Raw genomic sequence first — 22,392 nt, forward strand, 5'->3', positions numbered from 1 at the left:
CCCATATTCCAAATATCCCCTTTATTTTCATATAAAGGTTTCGACCGCAACCATAAACTTCTATAGTTCTAAAGAAAATGGACGAAAAACGAAGAAATTCTAAGAAAACGTTAATTTAAAGAGGGAGTGAGGCTAGATGCCTAAACAACGAATATGGGCTATCGCTTATCCGATAGCTTTTGGCCTTATGATCTTTTTAAACTACTGGAGCGCCACGAATGTCGGTATCGTAGCCGACAATAACCAGGCGATTATCCAGCCTGCAGGGTTCGCCTTTTCCATTTGGGGACTGATTTATATCCTGCTTTTCATCTGGATCATCAAACGGTTTTTCGATAACACGTGGGTAGGGTCCCTGGCGTCCCGCTTAACTTTCTGGCCCATTGTCAACTTTCTCCTGAACGGGCTCTGGATCGTCGTGTTTACCCAGCAGTTGCTGGTTGTATCAACCCTGGTGATCGCAGCCATTCTGACTACCCTCGTCTTTATTCATACCTCAATTACGAAGGGTGACTATAACTGGTTCGATCGGCTGCCGTTCTCCATTTATTTTGCCTGGGTGACCGTTGCGACGATTGTGAACGTGTTCGCGGTAACCGCCAGCCTGGAGGTGGAAACCATCCTCGGTCTCGGCGAGCTGGACTGGACGCTTATCATGCTTGCGGCAGCAACCCTCATCGGCAGTATCGTCGCCTTCCGCTATAGCGACTGGCTCTATCCACTCGTCATTCTCTGGCCGTTCTATGGTATTTATGTGGTCAATGAAAATGAATACAGCAGTTTGAATATAACGCTGCTGATCACCAGTATCGTGCTGGTAATCGTGGCCCTCATTACGGTTGTTAAGAAGTTCCGGACCAAACAAACAGCATAGGTGTATCCGTGGGGATGCAAATAGAAAATACCAAGCGCTGGAATTGGTAAGGAAACCGGCACTTGGTATTTTTCTAATCGAACAAACGAGATTATGGACACTTTTGATAACGTGAACCCGGATGAAGTGAATGCGTCTCTCGGACTGACACAGGATGATGCTTCCGATTCCTCTCCTTCTTCTGATGCCCCCAGCAATGCCGAAGAAGGGGATGTTTCCAGCGTGGATGCGAATGGCAATGGCCAGGTGACCATCCAGGAGGCTAAAGATGCCGGTTTCTCTATGCCGATCACCAGTGATCACTGGTTGTATCCATACATGGATGATAGAGATGGTGATGGAACGGTGGGAGAATAAACCTCTCCAGGAGACGGAGAAGAACATTCTTAGCCAGCCTCGGAGGATAAAAGAAGCAGACGAGAAGAAAGGCGTTCCCTTCTCTCTTTATTTTAGAATAAACGTCTATGACTGCCTCCCCATTGCACAAAGGGAGTGTTTGCTATGAGTGAATAACCTCCTGATTTTCTCACTTTCTAGTTACCTGTTTTCATGTTTCTTACGTAATCATTAACACAATAGCACAATGATTTAATGGCACAATGTCACATTAACTCAATAACACAATTACTCAATAACACAAAAAAGAAGACATTCTAGGGTAGATCTTATACTACCAAATCATTTGTAGGAAAGCGTTCGTCATCTGTTTACGAATGACCAGTTTTCCCTTTTCTTTATAGATGTCATAAGTCATATGTAGTATAGCTTTAAAAGAAAGGGTGTTCGTTCCCCTCTAGTTATCTAAAACAATCACTTCCAAAAAGAAACGGTCCTCTTCTTCCAGTGTCAGGTGAGTATCAATCGATATTCAACATTGACTGAACACTCCAAACACCCGAAATGGCAGTAATATCTTTGTTTACTTAAATTATACCCTGTTTGAACATTCAAGGTAAAATGGCAACCCCTAAGCCTTAAGGCAAATAGTTTTATTCAGCAATCGCGCCCGATTGTGGAAGATGGTTATTTAACTAAAGCCCCCGTTACTTTAAGTACACTAATTCACAATCCAAATTATAATGTTAACATAAATTTCCAATTACTTAGTTATTTATCAGAGGAATTAGCTTAGTTATTAGGGGGTGTTTTGCTAATGAATTATGCAGTTGACACAAGTTTATGTCGTCTTGGTAAAATAAGTGCCAAATAAGTAGCCATTTCTCTTTCTTTTTGTAGATAAACATTGTTAAATCAACAAAAATTAGCAATCCATTTTATATGCTAATTGGATTGCTAAAAGGTTTGTTATTTTATGTTTTGTACTATTAAACTTAACACGTTAGATGATGGCACGCTACTCTGCTTATATTTATTCAGTATGAAGTAACAATTGATCTAAATCCATTATTTTAATTTTCTTTTTCGGTAACTGTTTAATCAATCCAAGTTCTTCTAGAGTAGTAAATTTACGGCTGATTGTTTCTGGTGTGGTACCAAGATACGAGGCTAAATCCTTTTTGGACATTGGTAAGATAATCGTTGGACTATCGCCACTTCCCTTTTCAACATTCTCAGCTAAAAAGGATATAATGCGGGTTTCTACATTTTCAATCGCTACTTGTGTGGTTTGTTTTTCAGAATCCTTTAAACGCATCGTTACTTCTGACAGTATTTTTAATGAGATTTGCGGATATTCCACCAAATACTTCTGTAAATCACCTCGTTTAATTAAACAAATGGATGTATTTTGTAGTGCTTCCGCATAATTCTCATGAATACTTCCAGGTTGGAAAATGGCGACTTCACCTGTAAAATCACTAGGATTTAAAATGCGAACAAGTTGTTCTTTTCCAGAATCCGATAAGCGGTAAATCCGAGCCTTACCTGAATTGATAATATATAAGGTATCATCTTCCTCATCTGCACGGAATAACATTTCCCCTTTTTTAAGATGAAGTATCTTGGCAGATTCCGCAATCAAATCCATTTGTGAGTCTTCCAAATGGTTGAAAATGGGAACAATACGAATACATTCTGCATGTCCATGTTGGTGATGACAACATTGGTTTTGTTCCAAAATAACCTCTCCCTTTTATAAAAAGCCTAAGAGGGCATCCTAGGCTTCCTTTCTATTCACTCGATTAAGCAGGTTTTACCTTTGATTTGACAACAGGATATCCTAAGTCTTCAATTGCCTTTTCGATATCGTTAATAGCGACTGCTTCTGAATCAAAATCTACTTTTACTTTACTTGCATTGAACATTACTTTCAAGCTATCTTGATTCACACCGTTTATTCCTTTCACCGCATTTTCAATCTTTTGGAGACAAGATGGGCAAGATAAGGTTTCTAATTGAATCGTTGCTTTTTGCATAAATCATTTCCCCCTTCATTTTTTAACGACCGTAAACCAATCTATTCTTTTGTTTTTGAGTTACTTTAAGCCTGATATGCTTTATCTACTTCTGATAACATCTCGAATGTGCCTGCATACGTTTCACATACATCTCCAGGAATGGTGTAGTTGTCTGTGATTTTTCGTAATTGAGCAAATTCAGCATCTAAGTCAGGTTTGTTCGTACCTGCGTCTTTTACTTTTCCACTAATTGTTTCAAACAATTCACGTACTTCAAAGGCTTCTGGGTGATTCTTACCATGGGCCCGTGTAATTGCAGTGGTGTATAAATCCAGTTTTTCAAAATGGTTTGTTATTACTTCGTTAAATGTTTGTTCAGACATTATTCGTTCCCTCTTTCTTGTGATTTTTTGGTCTTAGGCCGATTTTACTTTTGATTTGACGACTGGATATCCTAAGTCTTCAATGGCTTTTTCGATATCGTTAATGGTGATCGTTTCTGAATCAAAATCTACTTTTACTTTACTAGCATTAAATAATACTTTTAAGCTATCTTGATTAACCCCGTTTAATCCTTTCACCGCATTTTCAATCTTTTGCATACAAGATGGACAAGATAATGTTTCTAATTGAATAACTCCTTTTTGCATGAATTATTTCTCCTTTCATCTTATCTTTGATTTTTTTGTTTTCCCTCTTCTTTTTTACAATTTAAGTATAGTTCAGGTTCAACGAAATGAAATTGATGCAAATCAAGTTTTAAGAAAAAGTAGGGGAGTATTTTGTTCTTCCTACCTGAATACTTCCCCTTTATCATTCATCAAGACTGGTTTCTATTAAAATTATTCTCTCAAACGGTATCGAAGCAATCTCATACCATTCAAGATGACTACTAAGATACTTGCTTCATGAACCAACATCCCGATTGACATATTCATCCATTCACTAAATAGTAGGCTGGCAAGTAAGACTAATACCACACCAACTGCTATGGTAATGTTCTGTTTCATGTTTCTTGAAGTTGATTTTGTTAAGCCTAATGCGTGTGGTAAACGACTAAAGTCAGAATTCATTAAAACAACATCTGATGTTTCAATTGCAACATCTGTTCCACTTCCCATGGCGATTCCGATATCTGCTAAGGCTAGTGAAGGACTATCATTCACTCCATCACCGACAAAGGCAATGATCCCGCCTTCTGCTTGCATTTTTTCGATATAAGCAGATTTTCCTTCCGGTAGCATATGACCATGTGCTTCTGTTAACCCAAGTTCTCGAGCAACTAAATCTACGGTTCCTTGGTTGTCCCCAGAAAGAACGACAAGGTTTTTGACCCCTAGTTTTTTCAGTTTTTGAAGATCTTTTTTAACACCTGGACGGATTTGATCCCGAATACCCATCAGAACGTTTAATTCTCCGTCGACCGCAGTTAACACAAGAGAATTCCCATTTTTCTCAAAGCGTTCGACGTCTTTTTTAGCTTTTTCGCTTAATTTCACATTTTCCTTTTCCATTAAAGCTACGTTACCAACGGCTATACGATGAACACCTATTTTTGCTACAATTCCGCCACCTTTAACGACTTCGGTTTCTTCAACAGTAGAGAAAGTTGTCTCGCCAATATCCTGTAGGACAGCTTTCGCTAGTGGGTGGTCCGATTCACGCTCCACACTTGCTAAATATCCTAGAACCTCTTCAGTATTTTTTCCGTAAAATTCTTTTTCGGCAACTTCAGGGTTTCCTACTGTCAATGTTCCTGTTTTATCAAAAACGATAGTATCTACTCTGCTAAAGTCATTGATAACTTCACTACCTTTTAGGAGGACACCATTACGTGCACCGTTTCCGATACCGGCAACGTTGGATACAGGTACCCCGATAACTAATGCACCTGGACATCCTAAAACAAGAATCGTGATAGCTAGTTCAATATCTTTTGAGAAAAACCAAACAATAAAACCAAGGACTAACACAGCTGGTGTATAGTATTTTGAGAATCGGTCAATGAAACGTTCTGCTTCTGATTTGGAATCCTGTGCCTCTTCCACTAATTCGATAATTCTACCAAATGTTGTATCTTCTCCAACACGATCAGCTCGAATTTGGATCGTTCCATTTTCTAAGATAGATCCTGCAAATACTTCAGAATCAACCTTTTTACTTACAGGTAGAGATTCTCCAGTAATACTTGCTTCATTAATGTGACCTTCACCAATTAACACTGTTCCATCTACCGGAACTTTTACACCCGTTTTAACTAATAAAATATCACCTTCGTCTACATCATCGACATCTACTTCTTCAAATTCTCCGTTTTCCATTTGCTTTAAAGCACTTTCTGGTGCCAGCTCTGTTAATTCTTTAATGGCAGAACGTGTTTTGTTCAAGGTACGTTGCTCCAAGTAAGAACCAAATAAGAATAAGAAAGTAACGATGGCTGATTCCTCATAATTTTGAATCAATACTGCCCCAATAACTGCAATGGTAACTAAAACATCAATACTGACAACTTTTACTTTTAATGCCTGATAGGCTTGAATCGCAATTGGTGCTACACCAAGAATAGATGCAATGATGAGCGACCAATTGAAAATGGCCATGTTGTCTAAGGAAAATCGTCCGAAGAATGCAAGTGCAATCAAAATTGCACTGATCAGTGTAATGGAATTCTTTTTACTTAATATATATCTTTGCATGTTGATTCCCTCCAATTTCATTTTCATTTGTATTCCTTGTTGATGACTCTAGTATAGGATGTTTCTATGAAATAAAAATTGATTCGAATCAAGTTCTATTGGGGGTAGTACCAACATTTCACCGTAAAACTCACGCTAAGTTATTTTTAACCACTAAATCAACCTTCTCCACTACAATAAGAAGTGGAAAAATAATTCTACGCTATATATTAGGGAAGATATAAAAGGCAAAAAGGCGCTGGATGGCCCATCCTTTGGTGTTTGTCTAAATAAAAATAGCGTAGAATGAGACATCTACGCTATTTTACAACTTCATTTGTAAATAAAATACTTAACGTGAGTAATGTGTTAAAAAGTTGGTGGTACCCCTATTGTAAAAGTGAAAAATTATAAAAGAACAGCATAACAAAACCAGGGACCTTCAGGAAAAGTATGGGAACAGAAAGGGACGTGTCCTCATGGATCGTACCATAGCTATCGAAGAAGCTTTGGCCGGGACAGGCGAAAAAGATTGGATCCTGATTACAGGGAAAGGGCATGAAACGTATCAGCAAAGCTATCATTATCCTGTGAAAAACGATGAAGAAGCTGTTTCGTTTTTGGACGAAAAGTGATGGGGGAGAAAGCATATTGTCCGTGCATGGAGTGGCTGTGAATGGTGAATTGTGGTTTGACTTAACATAACGAAGATGGAAAACACGCGGGGTTCTTTGCGGGAACCGGCGTGTTTTCCATGTTTGTAGCCGAGCGTGGTCAGATACCGGCTAAAGATAATAAAAATGTAACGAGACAAACGATTAGCAACAAACCTAAACTGTATTTCAAGGTCATTTGGAACAACTTGGATTCCTTGCCTGTCTCTTTTACCGCGGCGGTGGCTATCGCAATAGATTGCGGAGAAATAAGCTTAGCCATGACTCCGCCTGCTGTATTGGCTGCAAGTAACAGGGATGGGTTGGCCATGATCTGGTTCGCCGTAACAACCTGTAAATGGCCGAACAGGGCGTTGTTGCTGACGACAGAACCGGTGATGAAGACACCGATCCATCCGAGGATAGGACTGAATAAAGGAAACAGATCCCCTGTTTCAGCTAATGCCAGTCCGATAGTGGAACTTAGCCCGGCAAAATTGGACAGATTTGCAAAGCCCATGACGAAACAGATCGTCAGCACAGGAATCCATAATTCCTTGATCGTCAACTTCAATGACTTCATTCCTTCAGTCAAGGTGATCGCAGAACTGAACCACCCCGTAAGAAGAACAGCCACTAAAATGGCAGTACCGGTTGCAGATAACAGATCCAGTTTGAAGAGAGCATCCAGCGTTGTGACTTCAGGTGCAATCGGCGGTGCTTTCTGTATTTCCTGATGAAGAAAAGGAATGGGTATAAAGGTCGTCGTTTGTTCCAAAAGCCCGTCTTCCCTGAATAGAGCTTTGAAAGAAGGTAAGCTCCACAATGTGATGGTTGCGGTCAGAATATAGAAAGGAGACCAGGCTTTGATGATTTCTTTCAGGCTGTAGGATTCTCCCTGTTGAACCTCTGGAGCATTCGCTTCCCGGTGTATAGTCTTCGGTTGCCATTTTCTCAGAAACAGGGCGAGACCACCCATGCTTAATAGAGCAGCGAGAATGTTCGCAAGCTCAGGACCGAGGAATAGAATCGTGAAGATCTGCGTTCCTGTGTAAATACCGCTGACAACGAATAATGCCGGTAATGTTTCAGCTACTCCTTTGAAGCCACTCAGGATGAAGACGAGTAAGAATGGTATGATAAACGAAATCATCGGTAATAGGTAGACCAGGGTACGTGAGAGTTCCATCGTTTCAAGGTTCCCCATCTGTGCCCCTACGATGACAGGGATCCCGATGGCTCCGAAGGCTCCGGACGCCGCGTTGGCAATCAGGCATAGAGCTGCGGCTTTCAGTGGACGGAATCCGAGTTCCACAAGTAGAGCAGCACTGATGGCGATCGGCACCCCGAAGCCCGCGGCTCCTTCGAGAAAGGCATTGAAACTGAAGCCGATCAGCAATAATTGAAGCCGCTGGTCATGGGAGATGGAAGCTATACTGGAACGAATGACTGTGAATTTCCCCGTGTGTACGGCAATTTTGTATAACCAGACAGCCATAATGACGATATAGCCGATCGGCCACAAACCATTGGCTACCCCGTGAAGAGAAGCGGACAGAGCTTTCGTGATCGGCATATCAAAAAATAGGACGGACACGAAGATGCTTAGCATAAGCGTCAGAAATGCAGCCAAGATCCCTTTCATTTTGAACCGTGTCAGCGCGAGAAAGAAGAAGAATATAGGTAAAGCCGCAAGGAGAGAACTGATAAACATATTTCCAAAAGGGTCGTACTGCTGTAACCACATAAGGCATCACTCATTTCTGGAATTGAATTAAGATGTCGGCTAGTTTTCGAAGTTGGTAGTCAGGATGTTTTTCAGCACTTCAGCGCTGTGGTTGAACAACTGTTGTTCCTTTTCATTCAGGCTCACTTCTACGATATTACGGATGCCCTCCCGGTTTACAATGGCCGGTACGCCCATATATACATCTTCTGTTCCGTACTGGCCGTTCAGATAAGCACTCACGGTCAGAATCACATTTTCGTTATTGAGGATCGCTTTCGTCATGCGAGTGAGTCCCATGGCGATTCCATAGTACGTTGCACCTTTTTTCTCGATGATGTGATACGCAGCATCCCGCACATTTATGAAAATCTCCTCAAGATCTTCCACTTTATATTCTTCATGACGTTCCACCAGTTCAAGGATAGGAACTCCTCCAACGGTTGCGTGACTCCATACAGGCAACTCTGTGTCGCCATGTTCTCCGATGATATTGGCATGGATATTAGAAGGTGTCACATCGAAATACTCTCCGAGAAGGTAGCGGAATCGGCTGGAGTCGAGGATGGTTCCACTACCGATGACACGTTCTTTTGGAAGTCCACTGAATTTCCAGGTCGCGTACGTGAGGATATCTACAGGGTTCGTCGCAACGATGAAGATTCCATTGAATCCACTGGCCATCACTTCAGAAACGATGTTTTGGAAGATGGCAAGGTTCTTTTTCACGAGGTCCAGTCTGGTTTCCCCGGGCTGTTGGTTCGCTCCCGCACTGATACATACAATCTCAGCATCTTTGCAGTCCTGATAAGTACCGGCCCATGTTTTGGTAGGGTTCGGAGCGAATACCTTTCCATGATTCAGATCCATAGCGTCGCCTGTAGCTTTATCTTCATTCACATCGATAATGACAAATTCTTCAGCGACAGCCTGGTTAAGCATAGCGAATGCGTAACTGCTTCCTACAGCGCCTGCGCCGATAAGTACAACACGATTAACGTTTTCTTTTTTCATGGGAAATCCTCCTAAGTTCTAACTTTGTGAAATTTATCACATACTTATTATCTAACATTCTCTTTATTAAATCAACAATATTTGTGAAATATTTCATATTCAATTCGTTATCTTTGTTAAGTAGTATGCAATTTTTATAAAAAAGCTTGACTATTTTCTACTTGTGATCTTCCTCAATTGCGCCCAGTTGCATAACTGCCTAATTTATAACGAGGCCTTTTTATCCAAGCCCCAAACCAAAAATATATAAATCCAAAAAGAGTAGCCAAAGGTAAAGAGAAATATTACACGCACGATGAAAGTAGATATACCAAAATACTCTGCTATACCCCCACAAACTCCGTACAATTCTTTATCAGTTGATGATTTGGTTAATTTACGACGCATAATAGTCCCCCTTCTTCTTTAACAATCTGGCCCGTTTCAGGCATAGTGCTTTTTCCACGACTGCATGTACCCTTTTCACTCCACCTTTACCGTTTTTCAAAAAATGGTTTCCTCCCCTTCTGGTTATCTACTTCTTTTTTCATTAAATTAAGCTTTCAGTAACACAATAGAACAATGATACAATGGCACAATTACTCAATAACACAAAAAAAGAAGGCATTCTGAGGTAGATTTCAAATTACCGAATCATTTAGCAGGAAAGCGTTCGTCCCTTGTGTACGAATGACCAGGTTTCCCTTTTCTTTATAGATGTCATAAGTCATATGTAGTGTAGCTTTACAAGAAAGGGTGTTCGTTCCCCTCTAGTGATCTAGAACAATCACTTTCACAAAGAAAAGGTTCTCTTCTTCCAGTGTCAGGTGAGTATCAATCGATATTCAACATTGACTGAACACTCCAAACACCCGAAATGGCAATAATATCGTTCGTTCAAATAGGCTATACCCTGTTTGAACATTCAAGGTAAAATGGCAACCCCTAAGCCTTTAAGCAAATGGTTCTATTCAACAATTGCGCCCGTTTGTCGTACTTATCATTTTTAGGATGAAACAGACACAATTGTTCCCTGTGATGTAGCACACAATTTTTCTTCTCCTTCGACATCTTGAACAAATACGTCACAACGACATACAGCTTGCCGTTTTCCCGAATATATTACACTCGCACGTGCAATCAATTTTTCGCCGAAAGCTGGTCTGACGTAATTTATTTTATACTCTGATGTTAATACATTGGGTCCTAATGTAGACCCTCCTGCAAAGGTTAATGCATTATCAGCTGCATAACTAACAACACCACCGTGAACAAATTTATGTTGTTGTAATAAGTTATCCTTTATTGGAATTTCCAACACAACTTCTCCAGGCTTATACTCTTTCAGTTCTGTGCCAACAAGTTGACTAAAAGTTTGTGCTTTTAAAGCCTGCTCTGCTCTATCAAAAAAATCGTTATTACCCATGTTAATCCCTCCAAAAGTATTTAATAATTTTTCATCCTAAATAAGATAAGATGTATTAGTTCATAGGCAATCTGGCCCATTTGTTGCATTATCACCATCTAGCTAGATAATGCCATTATATCAAACGTTTTCATACATGATCGGGCTTTATGTTAAAGCCACAAGTAGGAATATAGGAATAGCAATCTTCGAGAGAAGAAAATGCTTGTTCCGTTTCTTCTGCTATCACTTCATACAGACCATGAGCGTTACAGTGAATTTCTGTATGGTCATTAAGATCATAATTGGAGGTTTTGATATAAAGGGTCCTGGTCAACGTTCAAAAAATAATCGTTTTACCGCCTTTCTGTATAGTAAACAAAAGAGAAGGGCATGTACCCTCCTCATGCTACTTTTCCTATTTTCAACGAATGAATGTCTATGACTTCTTCCAAATCGCATAAACGAATACCAGCATAGAGGCATCTGTAGAAATACAAATAGAAAATACCAAGCGCTGGAATGTTAAGAAAACCGGCACTTGGTATTTTTATAATCAAACGTATAACATACTCACTTATGATACGGTTCATTCTTCAAAATCTTAAACGCCCGGTACACCTGCTCCAGCAGCATCAGGCGCATCATCTGGTGAGGGAACGTCATCTTCGAGAAGGAAAGGGCGTAGTCGCTGCGATCCTGGACCTGGCTGCTAATGCCGAGGGAGCCGCCGATGACGAAAACGATTTTGCTGGAACCGTAGGTCATGAGGTTGTCGAAGCGGGAGGCGAGCTGTTCCGAGGTCAGCTGTTTGCCTTCGATTTCAAGCGTGATGACGTAGGCGTCCTTTGGTACTTTTGCAAGAATCCGCTCCCCTTCCTTCTGTTTCACTTCCTCCATCTCGGCTTCACTCAAATTCTCCGGTGCTTTCTCGTCCGCCACTTCTATGATCTCCGTTTTCACATACGGACCGAGCCGCTTCGTATACTCGTCGATCCCCTGTTTCAAATATTTTTCTTTCAGTTTTCCGACGCTGATGATCGATACCTTCATAGGCCTTCCCCTTTCTCTCTTGCTCCTTCCAGCATACGTTGTAATGTGTGCTGGAGCTGAAGGATTTGTTCTTCATTCATATCAATATTTTCAAGTAACAGATCGGGGATACACGCAGCTTTCTGTTCTGCGTCCCGCCCTTCTTTTGTCAGCCCTATCAGTACTTTGCGTTCGTCTTCCCTGGAACGGTAGCGTTCGATGAGGCCCACTTTTTCCATTCGTTTCAGCATCGGGGTCAGCGTTCCGGAATCAAGGTACAGACGTCCTCCCAGTTCTTTCACGCTGAGCGGGCTGCTGTCCCATAAAGCGAGCAGTACCAGGTACTGCGGATACGTTATATCCAGGTCGGCAAGCAGCGGGCGATACAATTTCGTCATTTCACGGGTCGTCGCATATAAAGAAAAGCATATCTGGTTTTCGAGTTTCATTTTGTCTTCGGCCATCATTCATTCCTCCTGTAGCCATTATAGCAAAGCCTTTCCGATCCCTCATGCATATGACTTGTCACCCGCCAATAAATTGTGTACTATTTAATTGTGCACAATTAAAATAACACGAAGGAGCGGATAAACAATGAGTAAAATCCTTTACACAGCAAAAGCAACAGCAGAAGGTGGACGTGAAGGGAACGTCAAAACGGACAGTAACACGCTGGATCTCGACCTCGCCATGCCTTCCTCCCTGGGCGGAGAAGATAAAGAAGGAGCGACTAATCCGGAGGAACTGTTCGCAGCCGGCTATGCAGCCTGTTTCGACAGCGCCCTGCAACTCGCAGCTTCTCAGGCTAAAAAGGAAATCAGTTCCCGCGTTTCCTCCGAAGTGAGCATCGGCAAACAATCGGATGGCCTTGGTCTCTCTGCGAAACTTCACATAGAAGTAAAAGGCGCCACCCAGGAAGAGGCGGAAGAACTTGTCTCCAAAGCTCACAAGCTCTGCCCGTATTCCAAGGCGACCCGCGGTAACATGGACGTGGAAATCGAAACGAACGCTGTATAAACAATACCTCGCCGACAAGGCGGGGATTATTTTTCTCCATCCATTATCCCCCCGCAAATTCTCTGTAACTGCAATGAAAAAGACCAGCGTTTTCAGCTGGTCTCTTCCTGTTATTCCATTGCGTTCCCTTCCGGAGGGATCGGTGTGTTTTTCAAAATGCGGGCAAGATGAAGCGTGTTGTAGGCGAGCATTTTCACGTGGGATTTCGTGAACTCGTTGTCCATGTCCGTTTCCATGTAGGACGGTCCCGGACCCGCTTCTCCGACCCAGTAGGCGTCCACGTTCGGCGGTATGGTAAAGCCGATGTGGGACAGACCGTACAGAAGAGAGGCGGCAGCGTGCTTCGCTCCGTCTTCGTTTCCGGTTACGACGGCACCGCCGACTTTGTTGTAGTAAATCGACTGGCCGTTGTCCTGCGTCTCTCCGCTTGATGCGTAAAGTCGCTCCATCGCCATTGTGGTGACACTGCTTTTCTCACCAATCCAGAGCGGTGTTCCCATAATAACGATGTCGGCTTGCTTCACTTTATCAAAAATCTTCGGCCATTCGTCGCCGCCCCCCATGTCAGGGGCCATACCGAATTTGATATCGTAGTCGGCGAGGCGCACTTCTTCGACAGAAGCTCCTTCTTTTTCCATAATTTCAGCTACTTCGTTGAATAGAACATGTGTGTTGGAGTAATCGTTGGAATCTTTCAGCGATCCATTTAAAAATAATGCCTGAATATTGCTCATATCGATTTCCTCCTCTCATTATGTTTCCTTATACCTCATTCCCTCTCCCGTCTGTAACGAAACGGCCGCTATTCCTCCGCCTTCCTGATCCTCTCGAGCATCGTCGGATGACCGTAGCGCAGGTATTTAATGAGAGCGGGCGGATGAACGTCGGATTTGCCGTGGCGTATCATTTCCTGGAAAGCTCCGACGGCCGCATCCGGGTCGCCGGTCTGTTCGAGCGCATACTCATCGGCGGCCCGTTCCGCCTGACGGGACACCGCCATCTCCACCGGTTGGGCGAGGAAGGACAACAGGGAGACGAGCAGAAGGATCAGCGGAAGTGAGGCGATATCTCCCGTTCCCTTTATCCTGAACGAACTCCCGAATCTGTGAAGAAGGACGGGCAGCAGCCGGTACAGAAGGTAAAGACCGATGAAGCTCCCGGCAAGCGCGCCGAACAGGGACTTCAGCAGATGATTTTTTACGTAGTGGCCGATTTCGTGCGCCATAATGAACAGCACTTCCTCCTCCTCAAGACTCCGAAGCGTCGTATCCCACAGCACGATCCGCAGATTATCTCCGATGCCGTTGACGTAGGCGTTCAGAGCGTTCGTCTCCTCCGATTTGTCCACGACGTACACGCGGTCCGCCGGCACACCCGATCCGCCTGCGAGTGACAGAATACGTTCTTCCAGCTGAGAATCCGAAAGACGATCGAACTCATTGTACAGAGGGTCGATGAGGACCGGCTGGATATACATGAAAAAGGCGAGAAACGGCACGAGGAGAAGCCAGGCGTACAGCCACCATCTCTGTGCCGACATACGTATGAGCCGGTAAAGGACGAGGGCGGCTGTAATCATCAACAACGTATCGAGCGAGAAGCTGATGATGTGGTCCTGCAGCCATTTCGAAAACGGCTCGACGGAGACATCGTACGAAAGAGATAAGCGTCTTCCCGCGTAACTGACCGGAAGCGTGAGCACCCACACCAGCCCGGAAAGGAAGAACACATAGAGTGGGAGTTTGGAAAAAGCCGCTTTCTTCAGCGTATAGGCAAGGCCGAAGACGAGAACTCCCGTATAGATCAGCCACTCCACCGGCAGCGTAAGCAGATACAGCAGATGCCTGAGCGTGGCGTACTCCCTTATCTCCTCCGCTTCCCTGGTGCCGAGAAACTGAGCCGGATCAGCCGCACTCCCCTCTGCCGCTTGGGGCACCCCGGGGTCGTGCAGGACGAACAGGTAAAGCAGCACGCCGAGTGTGTATGTAAGATAGATAATTAGTGTCCAGATGAGAAACTTTTTCCTCACGACCATCTCTCCTTTCCTGCTTTTGATAATTTTTTAAAACCTGGAGAAAAAGGCGTAAATTTCCGTGAAAAAACCGGCATTTTTTACAATAAAAAAAAATAGCCGGGTGTAAGCGGATTTGCAAAATGAAAAATAACGGTACAAGTTACTCACATTTGTCCACAGAGTTATGCACAGTCTGTGTGAACATCATTTTGTGCACAAGTTATACAGAACTATCAACAGGTTATCCACAAATTCACACTCACATGTTGTTGTATATCGTATCAGACCTTATGTTCCCTACTATATATGGAAGTTATCCAGAGTTTTATACACACGCTGTGGATATTATTTTTTATAAAAAAGCGCATGTATGTTATCCACATACACACGCTTTTTTTCCAATTACGATAGTTTATTCCTGGGAGGCCAGTGTCACGGTCGTCGTGTCCTTTTCACCGTCCCGGTAATACGTTACTTCCATCTCATCGCCCGGACCTTTTTCCCGGTAGAGATACTGCCTTAGCTCGATGATATCGGTCACTTTGTTTCCGTCGAGTTTCGTAATGACGTCCATCGCTTCAAGGCCGGCTTTGATGGCCGGAGACCCTTCACTTACGCTGCGGATGTACAGACCGCCCTCGACATCTTCCGGCAGCCCGAGCGTACTCTGCCATTCCGAGGATGGTACTTCATTCAGACCGTACGCTTCCACGCCGAGGAAGGCGCGGCTCACTTCGCCATTCTTCTCAAGCTCTTCCATAATCGGTCTGGCTGCGCTGATCGGTATCGCAAACCCGATACCTTCGACAGCAGAACGGGCGATTTTCATCGAGTTGATGCCGACGAGCTGCCCTTCGATGTTGATGAGCGCTCCGCCGCTGTTACCCGGGTTGATCGCGGCGTCGGTCTGGATGACTTCCGCCTGCCAGTCTTCCACCCCGTCCCCGTTCAGATCCTGCGGTATCGCCCGCTGCGTGCCGCTGATGATGCCTTTCGTTACGGAACCGGAGAAGTTCAGACTGAGCGGGTTCCCGATAGCGACAGCCGGCTCTCCGGCTTTCAGATTATCCGAGTTTCCGAGTTCAATCGTATGTTCCACGTTCTCCCCTGACATTTCCAGGACGGCGAGGTCCGTGAATATGTCACTTCCGACGATTTCTGCTTTGACTCTCGTCTCGTCCGCCAGAACGACTTCAAGCTCCGAAGCTCCTTCCACGACGTGGTGGTTGGTCACTACGTAAGCCGTGCCGTCCTGTTTTTTGTAGATGACACCGGAACCGATTCCCGCCTGCTGAGGGTCCGAGGGCTGGTCCCAGAAGTTCGTCTGCGACTGCATATTCACCACGCCCACTACGGCGGGTCTTACTTTATCAACGATGTCGGTGATCTGTGTATTAACGTCTACGTCGACGGTTTTCGTCGTATTTCCGGTGAGCCCCTGTTCCCCTTCGGTCAGGCCGCTCTCATCTTCCGGAATCGTTATGTCGTAGGGAAGCATTTCCGTCTGTACGAGTGCCGGCAGCGCCAGCAGTACCAGCACCGCTCCAAGTACAAGACCTACCACGGTAGGAACGGCCCACCGTCTCTTCTTTTCCCGCTTCTTCGGGGAATGTTCGTCGTAGTAGCCCATGCATCGTCACCCTCTTTCTATTATTGTTTAGTCCTGTCCCTTTTTTCTTACCCTGCCCGGTTACACATCATACATCGATGTCGGCTTTTCGGGAAAAGTATCGTGCACGTCGAGCCGTGAACCGACTTCGAATCCTCTCTCTTTCAAAACGTTCGATACCGACATGTTCGCAAGGTCGATCATATTGTTATCAAGACTCAAGTGAGCCAGATAAATGCGCTTCGTATTGTCGTCGATGATATCGGTGAGCGCAAGCGCCGAATCTTCGTTGGAGACGTGGCCGACGTCCCCGAGTATGCGCCGCTTCACACTCCACGGATAGCGTCCCATCCGCAGCATGTGTACGTCATGGTTCGCTTCGAAAATATAGGCATCCGCTTTCTCCACCGTTTTCTTGATTCTTTCCGAGACGTAGCCGAGGTCCGTGACGAGCGCTGCTTTCTTCCCGTCCTGATGGAAGGTGAAAAACATCGGGTCGGCCGCATCGTGGGAGACAGCGAACGACTCCACGTCGATGCCCCCGAACGTCTGCACACTCTCCATGGGAAAGTGGAACTTCTGATCCAGCGGCACTTTCCCGATCTGGCCTTCCATCGCTTCCCACGTCTTCTCGTTGGCGTGGATGGGAAGCTTGTAGCGGCGCGCCATAATGCCGAGACCTTTGATATGATCACTATGTTCGTGCGTGACGAGAATCCGGGAAAGGTCTTTCGGATCGACGTGTACCTGATGAAGCAGATTTTCGATTTTCTTACCCGACAGACCCGCATCCACGAGAATCTTTTCTTCGCCCGATTCGATATAAAACGCATTTCCCGTACTGCCTGAAGCTAGAACACTAAATCGTAGACTCATTTATTCCTCCGTCTCCTCTTCTGATGGCTGTACCGGCCCGGGCGCGCCCGAGCTCAGCTGATTATCGTAAGCTTTGATCGTCGATTCGATGAAATCCCCTTCGTTGTTGGTAAGAACCTGGCCGTTCGTCGCGTGGACGAAATAAAATTCTTCCCCGATCCTCACTCTCCACGTAGGGGCGAATACCTGCTCCCCGTACTCTTCCCCCGCATTCAGGTTCACGAGGGAGTAGTACCCTACTTTCATATCTTCAATTGTATCATTTTCCTGCAAATATCCGTTGTTGTAAAGGAGGGAGACGATGTCCATCGGTGGAATCAGATCCTGCTGGATCTCCCCCGACTCCCCTTCCACCTGATCAAGAAGCGTCGCCGTATACCCCGTTATTTTCCCGTCCTCGGTGCGGATCATCAGAAGGGCGCCCTGACTGTAGTAAATCGTGCGGTTGTTCATCTTCTGAAAAAACAGGGCGGTCGTTTCGTCTTCGTTCCATCCCCAGTACGAATAGAGATTGCTGATGGGGACGATGTCCGATATGCTCTCCTGAATGTTATCTTTATCTATCTCTACCGGTTCCTTGAACGTCGCTATGACGAGGCGGTCGTTGTACACTTCCACGTTCTGGTTCTCTTTTTCCCGGAGGCTGTTGAGCTCCTGCTCGGAAAAACCTTTCGGTGCGGCGTTCAGGAATGTGACGTTCGGCACCTCGGAGGGTACGTTTGAGATATCGATGTTCTGCACTTCCAGCTCTTCCTCGAGCGTCGTGTCCGTCTGTTCCTGTATGACGTCGTTCTCGCGGTTCGCCCACAGCTGCATCAAAAGAAACAGGTCGAGGAGAAGAAAACTGATAATGAAGATGGTCTTAATCTGTCCCCACTGCATTACACTCCTCCCCCTCTCCGGACGGTCGTATCCACATCCTTGAGTTCTTTCCATTCATCGTTGACCTGGATGAACCAGGCCGGAATCAGATCGTAATAGTTACTGAATCCCCCGCCCTGGGATACAAGTTTATATCCTATTTCGATGTCGGTGATTTCCCCCTTATCGTATTTCGGTGAATCGATGATGACCGTTTCCACGGTCTTACCGGAAACAAGCGTGCTCACCTGGTTTTCACCCGGGGCATCGGCTTCCGACTGATAAGGGTTGATGGAAACCATCGGACGCTTGTACTCCTGCAGAATACCTTCCTCGAACCGGACGTTTATTCCCGTGAAGTTCTCGCTGTCCTTGAGGATCGGGCGGTTGTTGTAATACATATCGAAACTGACGTCGCCGTAGGCGGAACGTACATTACGGACGCGGAACGGATCCGTGAACCCGTAATGGTTGTTGACGAAGGAGACGCTTTCCTGCAGCACTTCCTCCGGATTGAACGCCGACGTCGACTGGCTCGAATTTTCCGTGACCAGGTTCAGGTAGCGCATCTTCTTCTGTCCGGCGATCAGGTCCATCCGGCTCAGCCCGTCCGAATGTCTTAAGTCACCTCCGGAGAGAGGGAACTGTTTGACGACGGTCGGGTCTTCGAACAGGACGTTTTTCAGTGGTTTCGACGGAAGTGTTTCCGTCACCACGACGTCCTTCGGTACTTCTTTGCGCTCGGCGGGCAGGTAAATGCGCCGGTCTTCATCCTGCTGGAACATCGTGTGCTCTTCCCACATGGAGTCATCATCCACTTCCTGTGTTATCGCGGTCATGTCCCCCGGGCGAATCGAAGCCTCGAGCATCTGTCCGCCCTCCGGCGTAAGAAACCTTATTTCCGCCTCGCCGCCTTTCCACTGGACGAAGGCCCGGTCGAAGGAAAGTGAAGGGAGAGTCACTTCCTGGTTTTCGATCGGAAAAATGTTCCGTATCGATTCCGAATTGAGTGTGGAAGGGAAAATTATTTCAAGACTCCCTTCCTCCTCCGGAATCTCCGCTTCGGATACGCTTATATTGAAAAGCGACCAGTACTGCATCCGCCTGTAGGCTTCTTCAATGTATTCCTGATTTTTATATCCATAGTGGGTCCCGTCGTTGTGATAAATGATCTGTTCGGGGGCGAGGAGCTTTCTTACGTTCTTCTCCGACCCTCCGATATCCGTTTCCTCAATCAGTCCGTCGCCCTGGTCCACGGTCTCAAGGTTCGGCTGATAATTCCAAAGTGCGAGGGTCAAAAGCAGACTGAAAGCGACCAGAATAATTAAGATGATGGTTTTAATCGCTTCTCGGCTCATTTATTTCCCCTCCGCTTCTGGCGCATGAGCGGGAGCGTGAAGAATACGGTCGTCCCTTTACCTTCCTGGCTTTCCGCCCATATTTCCCCGTGGTGCGCTTCGATTATTTCCCGGGCAATAGCGAGACCGAGGCCGGTGCCGCCGATTTCCCGCGATCTTGCTTTGTCGACACGGTAAAACCGGTCGAATATTTTCTCCACCGTATGGGCCGGCATTCCGAGCCCTTCGTCTTTAATGCTTACCTGCAGTTTCTGACGTACCCGCTTCACGGCGAAGTGGATCGTACCGCCTTCCGGGGAGTACTTCGTGGCGTTGGAGATGACGTTATCAAGCACCTGCGTCACTTTATCCTTATCCAGCCACACGTACACGTTGTCAGACGGCAGCTGTTTTGAAAACTGGATATCTTCCCTCTTGTTCATCTCGAAACGTTCGATAATCTGTTCGAGGAAAGATACGAACTCCACTTTTTCCTTATAGAAATTCGATTCCTTATGGTCCATTTTCGTCAGCTGCAGCAGATCGTTCACGAGCCGGATCATCCGGTCGGTTTCGTTCTGCGTCACGTCGAGGAATCTCGGAGCAATCTCCTCATCTCGCCAGGCACCGTCATTGAGTGCTTCCAGATAGCTGCGCATCGTAGTGAGCGGCGTACGCAGTTCGTGGGAGACGTTGGAGACGAATTCCCTCCGCTCCTGGTCGGCACGCTGCTGTTCGGTCACGTCACTGATAACGGTGATGAACCCGTTCATTTCGTAATGTTCGTCCTGGACGACGGAGAAGTTGGCTTTCAACAGCAGATGCTGATCATTGGTGCTCATATCGACGATTACGGAATCGAGGTCTTCCATCTCCTTCGCACTCGACACCTGATCCTCGAGACCGAGGACGTCGATGAGCGGTTTCCCCTGCACCTGCTCAAAGCGCTGGCCGATCAGGTGCGAAGCGGGAGCGTTCATCAGTGTGATGATACCTAAACGGTCCGTGGCGATCACCCCGTCCGACATGTGGGAGAGAACGGAACTGAGCTTTCGCCGTTCGCCCTCCGTCGTCGCCTGGGAGATCTTCAGTTTATCGTTCAGGTCGTTGAACGTGTGGCCGAGCTGGCCGATTTCATCATTTCCGTGGACGTTCACTTTCTGGGAAAAGTCCCCGGTCGCCATAATCTGCGCCTGTCTCCGCATCTCGATGAGCGGCTTCGTAATCGTACCGGCTACGATTATTCCGAGTATCGCCGTAACGATAATGGAAATGACCGTTCCGTTCGCGAAAATCGTATTGATATCCTGAAGCTCTTCATACACCGGACTCATGTCCGCTTCAAAATAAATGGCAGCCACCGTCTCGTCCACGTCATTCGTGATGGTCCGCGTTCCGACCCACAGCCTCTGCCCCGTCTCGGAATCCACCCGCGTCTCCGGGCTTGACTGCTCCTGAAGCAGAAATGCAGAAAGAACGTCCGGATTTGTAGTCTTTTTCCCGACGTTCGCCTGAGGGGTCGCGTCTCCGCTTGCATAGGCGGCGATAACGACGTTCGATCCTTCCTCTATTACCTGGAGCTGTCTGATTTCATTCCGCACGTACCCTTCGTTGAACGAGTTCAGAATGCTCTGGACGTCACTTTCAAGAGACGGGTCCTCTTCCGTCCTGTCCTCTTCGAAGGCCTGCTGAATGTTGAACGCCAGAGCGTCCAGCCGGCTTTCCACAGACTCCGTGAAGTTGTTCTCCAGCTGTGCTTCCAGCCGATCGACGAAATAGGCACCGATCACCTGAAGACCGAGCAGAATAAGCAGGATGTATACAATAATCAGCTTCAGCCGGACCGACTGAAAAAAACCAACCTTACTCATACACGCCTACTCCTGTTCGGGATTTCTTAAATAATAACCGACACCGCGTCTGGTAACAATCCAGGCCGGAGTGCTCGGATTCTCCTCGATTTTTTCACGAAGGCGTCTGACAGTTACGTCGACTGTCCGGACGTCCCCGTAATAGTCATAACCCCACACCGTCTCCAGCAGATGTTCCCTGGTCATCACCTGTCCCGTATGGCGGGCCAGGTAATAAAGAAGTTCGAACTCACGGTGAGTCAGCTCGATATAGTTCCCGTCCCTTTTGACCGTGTAGGCATCCGGCTGGATACTGAGACGGCCGATTTCGATTTCCTTCGTACGCTGCACCCCTTCTTCCGGGTCCTGCTGCTGGCGGCGAAGGTTCGCTTTTACGCGTGCGATGAGCTCGCGGTTGCTGAACGGTTTCGTAACGTAATCATCCGCCCCCATTTCAAGGCCGAGCACTTTGTCGATTTCGGCATCTTTCGCCGTAAGCATAATGATCGGCATGGCGTGCGTCTTCCGGATTTCCCGGCACACTTCGTTCCCGTCTTTTTCCGGAAGCATAATGTCCAGAAGAACAAGATCGGGATCTTCCTCTTTGGCACTCGCGATCGCCTCGTCCCCGTCGTGGGCACAAACGACCTGATAGCCTTCTTTCTCCAGGTTGAATTTCAGTATATCCGCAATCGGTTTTTCATCATCTACTACTAATATTTTGTGAGCCATGTACGTTCACTTCCCTTTCTTCTGAACTTTCGTGCTCCTTATCTATTCTAACTCATTTTTTTTATCTTGTCCTTTTTTGATGAAAGAAAAAGGAGCCGGTACTTGTGAAAAAGATGGTCGTTGACGGCGTTTGTGCCGCTCGGGACGTCGCAGTCTTCACGAAGGGCACGATAATGGAGGAATCGTTACCTTCGGAGAAGAATTGTCCCTCTGAAGGGCACGATTCCTGCTCCTGCCTGAATTTTTTTATAAAAAAAGTACCCTGATCAATATCAGAGTACTTCATCTGGAGTGGCTCGGGACGGAATCGAACCGCCGACACACGGATTTTCAGTCCGTTGCTCTACCGACTGAGCTACCGAGCCGCAGCGTATAAAGACG

At 46.0% G+C, this 22,392-nt stretch carries 22 protein-coding genes, 1 tRNA gene and 1 pseudogene; 4 read left to right on the top strand and 20 right to left on the bottom strand.

Features of this window, described 5'->3' with window-relative positions:
- Positions 1-136: 136 nt before the first annotated feature.
- Both CKW00_RS06845 and CKW00_RS06850 read left to right on the top strand, forming a co-directional pair.
- The gene (locus CKW00_RS06845; RefSeq protein ID WP_095821945.1) at positions 137-874 is read left to right on the top strand and encodes a tryptophan-rich sensory protein; all 738 of its coding nucleotides are present in this window, start codon (positions 137-139) and stop codon (positions 872-874) included.
- 84 nt (positions 875-958) lie between these two features.
- Positions 959-1,231, top strand: a pseudogene (locus CKW00_RS06850) (DNA/RNA non-specific endonuclease); the annotation flags it as partial.
- A gap of 1,012 nt (positions 1,232-2,243) precedes the next feature.
- Here CKW00_RS06850 and CKW00_RS06855 read toward each other — a convergent pair.
- The 5 genes from CKW00_RS06855 to CKW00_RS06875 all read right to left on the bottom strand — a co-directional run bounded on the left by CKW00_RS06855 (position 2,244) and on the right by CKW00_RS06875 (position 5,927).
- Positions 2,244-2,951, bottom strand: coding sequence for a Crp/Fnr family transcriptional regulator (locus CKW00_RS06855; protein ID WP_095821946.1), 708 nt, complete (start codon positions 2,949-2,951; stop codon positions 2,244-2,246).
- A 64-nt stretch (positions 2,952-3,015) separates the two neighbouring features.
- Positions 3,016-3,249 (bottom strand): heavy-metal-associated domain-containing protein, encoded by a 234-nt coding sequence (locus CKW00_RS06860; RefSeq protein WP_026907428.1) that lies wholly within the window; start codon positions 3,247-3,249, stop codon positions 3,016-3,018.
- Positions 3,250-3,314: 65 nt separating this feature from the next.
- Positions 3,315-3,614 carry a hypothetical protein gene (locus CKW00_RS06865; protein WP_026907429.1) on the bottom strand — a complete coding sequence of 100 codons (300 nt, stop codon included), beginning with the start codon at positions 3,612-3,614 and terminating at the stop codon, positions 3,315-3,317.
- A gap of 33 nt (positions 3,615-3,647) precedes the next feature.
- Positions 3,648-3,881: a heavy-metal-associated domain-containing protein gene (locus CKW00_RS06870; RefSeq protein WP_054788693.1), complete on the bottom strand. Its 234-nt coding sequence runs from the start codon at positions 3,879-3,881 to the stop codon at positions 3,648-3,650.
- Between the two features lie 192 nt (positions 3,882-4,073).
- Positions 4,074-5,927 (bottom strand): heavy metal translocating P-type ATPase, encoded by a 1,854-nt coding sequence (locus CKW00_RS06875; RefSeq protein ID WP_095821947.1) that lies wholly within the window; start codon positions 5,925-5,927, stop codon positions 4,074-4,076.
- Positions 5,928-6,385: 458 nt separating this feature from the next.
- Between CKW00_RS06875 and CKW00_RS13675 the strand changes: the two genes are divergently transcribed.
- Positions 6,386-6,541 carry a hypothetical protein gene (locus tag CKW00_RS13675; protein WP_158221284.1) on the top strand — a complete coding sequence of 52 codons (156 nt, stop codon included), beginning with the start codon at positions 6,386-6,388 and terminating at the stop codon, positions 6,539-6,541.
- Positions 6,542-6,680: 139 nt separating this feature from the next.
- Here the strand turns inward: CKW00_RS13675 and CKW00_RS06880 are convergent, their stop codons facing one another.
- From CKW00_RS06880 to CKW00_RS06905, 6 genes are all read right to left on the bottom strand, one after another.
- Positions 6,681-8,306 carry an L-lactate permease gene (locus CKW00_RS06880; RefSeq protein WP_095821948.1) on the bottom strand — a complete coding sequence of 542 codons (1,626 nt, stop codon included), beginning with the start codon at positions 8,304-8,306 and terminating at the stop codon, positions 6,681-6,683.
- A gap of 39 nt (positions 8,307-8,345) precedes the next feature.
- Positions 8,346-9,299, bottom strand: coding sequence for an L-lactate dehydrogenase (locus CKW00_RS06885; RefSeq protein WP_095821949.1), 954 nt, complete (start codon positions 9,297-9,299; stop codon positions 8,346-8,348).
- A 204-nt stretch (positions 9,300-9,503) separates the two neighbouring features.
- Positions 9,504-9,686 (bottom strand): PspC domain-containing protein, encoded by a 183-nt coding sequence (locus CKW00_RS06890; RefSeq protein WP_095821950.1) that lies wholly within the window; start codon positions 9,684-9,686, stop codon positions 9,504-9,506.
- 598 nt (positions 9,687-10,284) lie between these two features.
- Complete coding sequence (locus CKW00_RS06895) at positions 10,285-10,704, bottom strand: PaaI family thioesterase (protein ID WP_095821951.1); 420 nt, start codon at positions 10,702-10,704, stop codon at positions 10,285-10,287.
- A 552-nt stretch (positions 10,705-11,256) separates the two neighbouring features.
- Positions 11,257-11,736 carry a 23S rRNA (pseudouridine(1915)-N(3))-methyltransferase RlmH gene (gene rlmH / locus CKW00_RS06900; RefSeq protein ID WP_095821952.1) on the bottom strand — a complete coding sequence of 160 codons (480 nt, stop codon included), beginning with the start codon at positions 11,734-11,736 and terminating at the stop codon, positions 11,257-11,259.
- On the bottom strand, positions 11,733-12,179 hold the full coding sequence (locus CKW00_RS06905; protein WP_095821953.1) for a MarR family winged helix-turn-helix transcriptional regulator: 447 nt from the start codon (positions 12,177-12,179) through the stop codon (positions 11,733-11,735). The genes rlmH and CKW00_RS06905 overlap by 4 nt, the downstream gene beginning before the upstream one ends.
- Before the next feature lie 130 nt (positions 12,180-12,309).
- Between CKW00_RS06905 and CKW00_RS06910 the strand changes: the two genes are divergently transcribed.
- The gene (locus CKW00_RS06910; RefSeq protein ID WP_095821954.1) at positions 12,310-12,732 is read left to right on the top strand and encodes an organic hydroperoxide resistance protein; all 423 of its coding nucleotides are present in this window, start codon (positions 12,310-12,312) and stop codon (positions 12,730-12,732) included.
- 110 nt (positions 12,733-12,842) lie between these two features.
- On the opposite strand, the gene CKW00_RS06915 is transcribed toward CKW00_RS06910, so the two are convergent.
- From CKW00_RS06915 to CKW00_RS06955, 9 genes are all read right to left on the bottom strand, one after another.
- Positions 12,843-13,466 carry a flavodoxin family protein gene (locus tag CKW00_RS06915; RefSeq protein ID WP_095821955.1) on the bottom strand — a complete coding sequence of 208 codons (624 nt, stop codon included), beginning with the start codon at positions 13,464-13,466 and terminating at the stop codon, positions 12,843-12,845.
- 68 nt (positions 13,467-13,534) lie between these two features.
- A complete protein-coding gene (locus CKW00_RS06920) occupies positions 13,535-14,767 on the bottom strand; it encodes a M48 family metallopeptidase (protein ID WP_233129733.1) in 1,233 nt (410 codons plus the stop codon).
- Positions 14,768-15,158: 391 nt separating this feature from the next.
- Complete coding sequence (locus CKW00_RS06925) at positions 15,159-16,376, bottom strand: S1C family serine protease (RefSeq protein ID WP_095821956.1); 1,218 nt, start codon at positions 16,374-16,376, stop codon at positions 15,159-15,161.
- Between the two features lie 60 nt (positions 16,377-16,436).
- Entirely contained in the window at positions 16,437-17,231 is a 795-nt protein-coding gene (locus CKW00_RS06930; protein WP_095821957.1) for an MBL fold metallo-hydrolase, read from the bottom strand.
- Positions 17,232-18,113 carry a two-component system regulatory protein YycI gene (locus CKW00_RS06935; protein WP_158221285.1) on the bottom strand — a complete coding sequence of 294 codons (882 nt, stop codon included), beginning with the start codon at positions 18,111-18,113 and terminating at the stop codon, positions 17,232-17,234.
- Positions 18,113-19,450 carry a YycH family regulatory protein gene (locus CKW00_RS06940; protein WP_095821959.1) on the bottom strand — a complete coding sequence of 446 codons (1,338 nt, stop codon included), beginning with the start codon at positions 19,448-19,450 and terminating at the stop codon, positions 18,113-18,115. The genes CKW00_RS06935 and CKW00_RS06940 overlap by 1 nt, the downstream gene beginning before the upstream one ends.
- Entirely contained in the window at positions 19,447-21,300 is a 1,854-nt protein-coding gene (walK, locus tag CKW00_RS06945) for a cell wall metabolism sensor histidine kinase WalK (protein ID WP_095821960.1), read from the bottom strand. Before walK ends, CKW00_RS06940 begins: the two co-directional genes overlap by 4 nt.
- A 6-nt stretch (positions 21,301-21,306) precedes the next feature.
- Positions 21,307-22,011, bottom strand: coding sequence for a response regulator YycF (yycF, locus tag CKW00_RS06950; protein ID WP_095821961.1), 705 nt, complete (start codon positions 22,009-22,011; stop codon positions 21,307-21,309).
- 292 nt (positions 22,012-22,303) lie between these two features.
- Positions 22,304-22,376, bottom strand: a tRNA-Phe gene (locus CKW00_RS06955).
- Positions 22,377-22,392: the final 16 nt, after the last annotated feature.

The sequence above is a fragment of the Salimicrobium humidisoli genome (assembly GCF_002295105.1).
Taxonomy (GTDB): domain Bacteria; phylum Bacillota; class Bacilli; order Bacillales; family Halobacillaceae; genus Salimicrobium; species Salimicrobium humidisoli.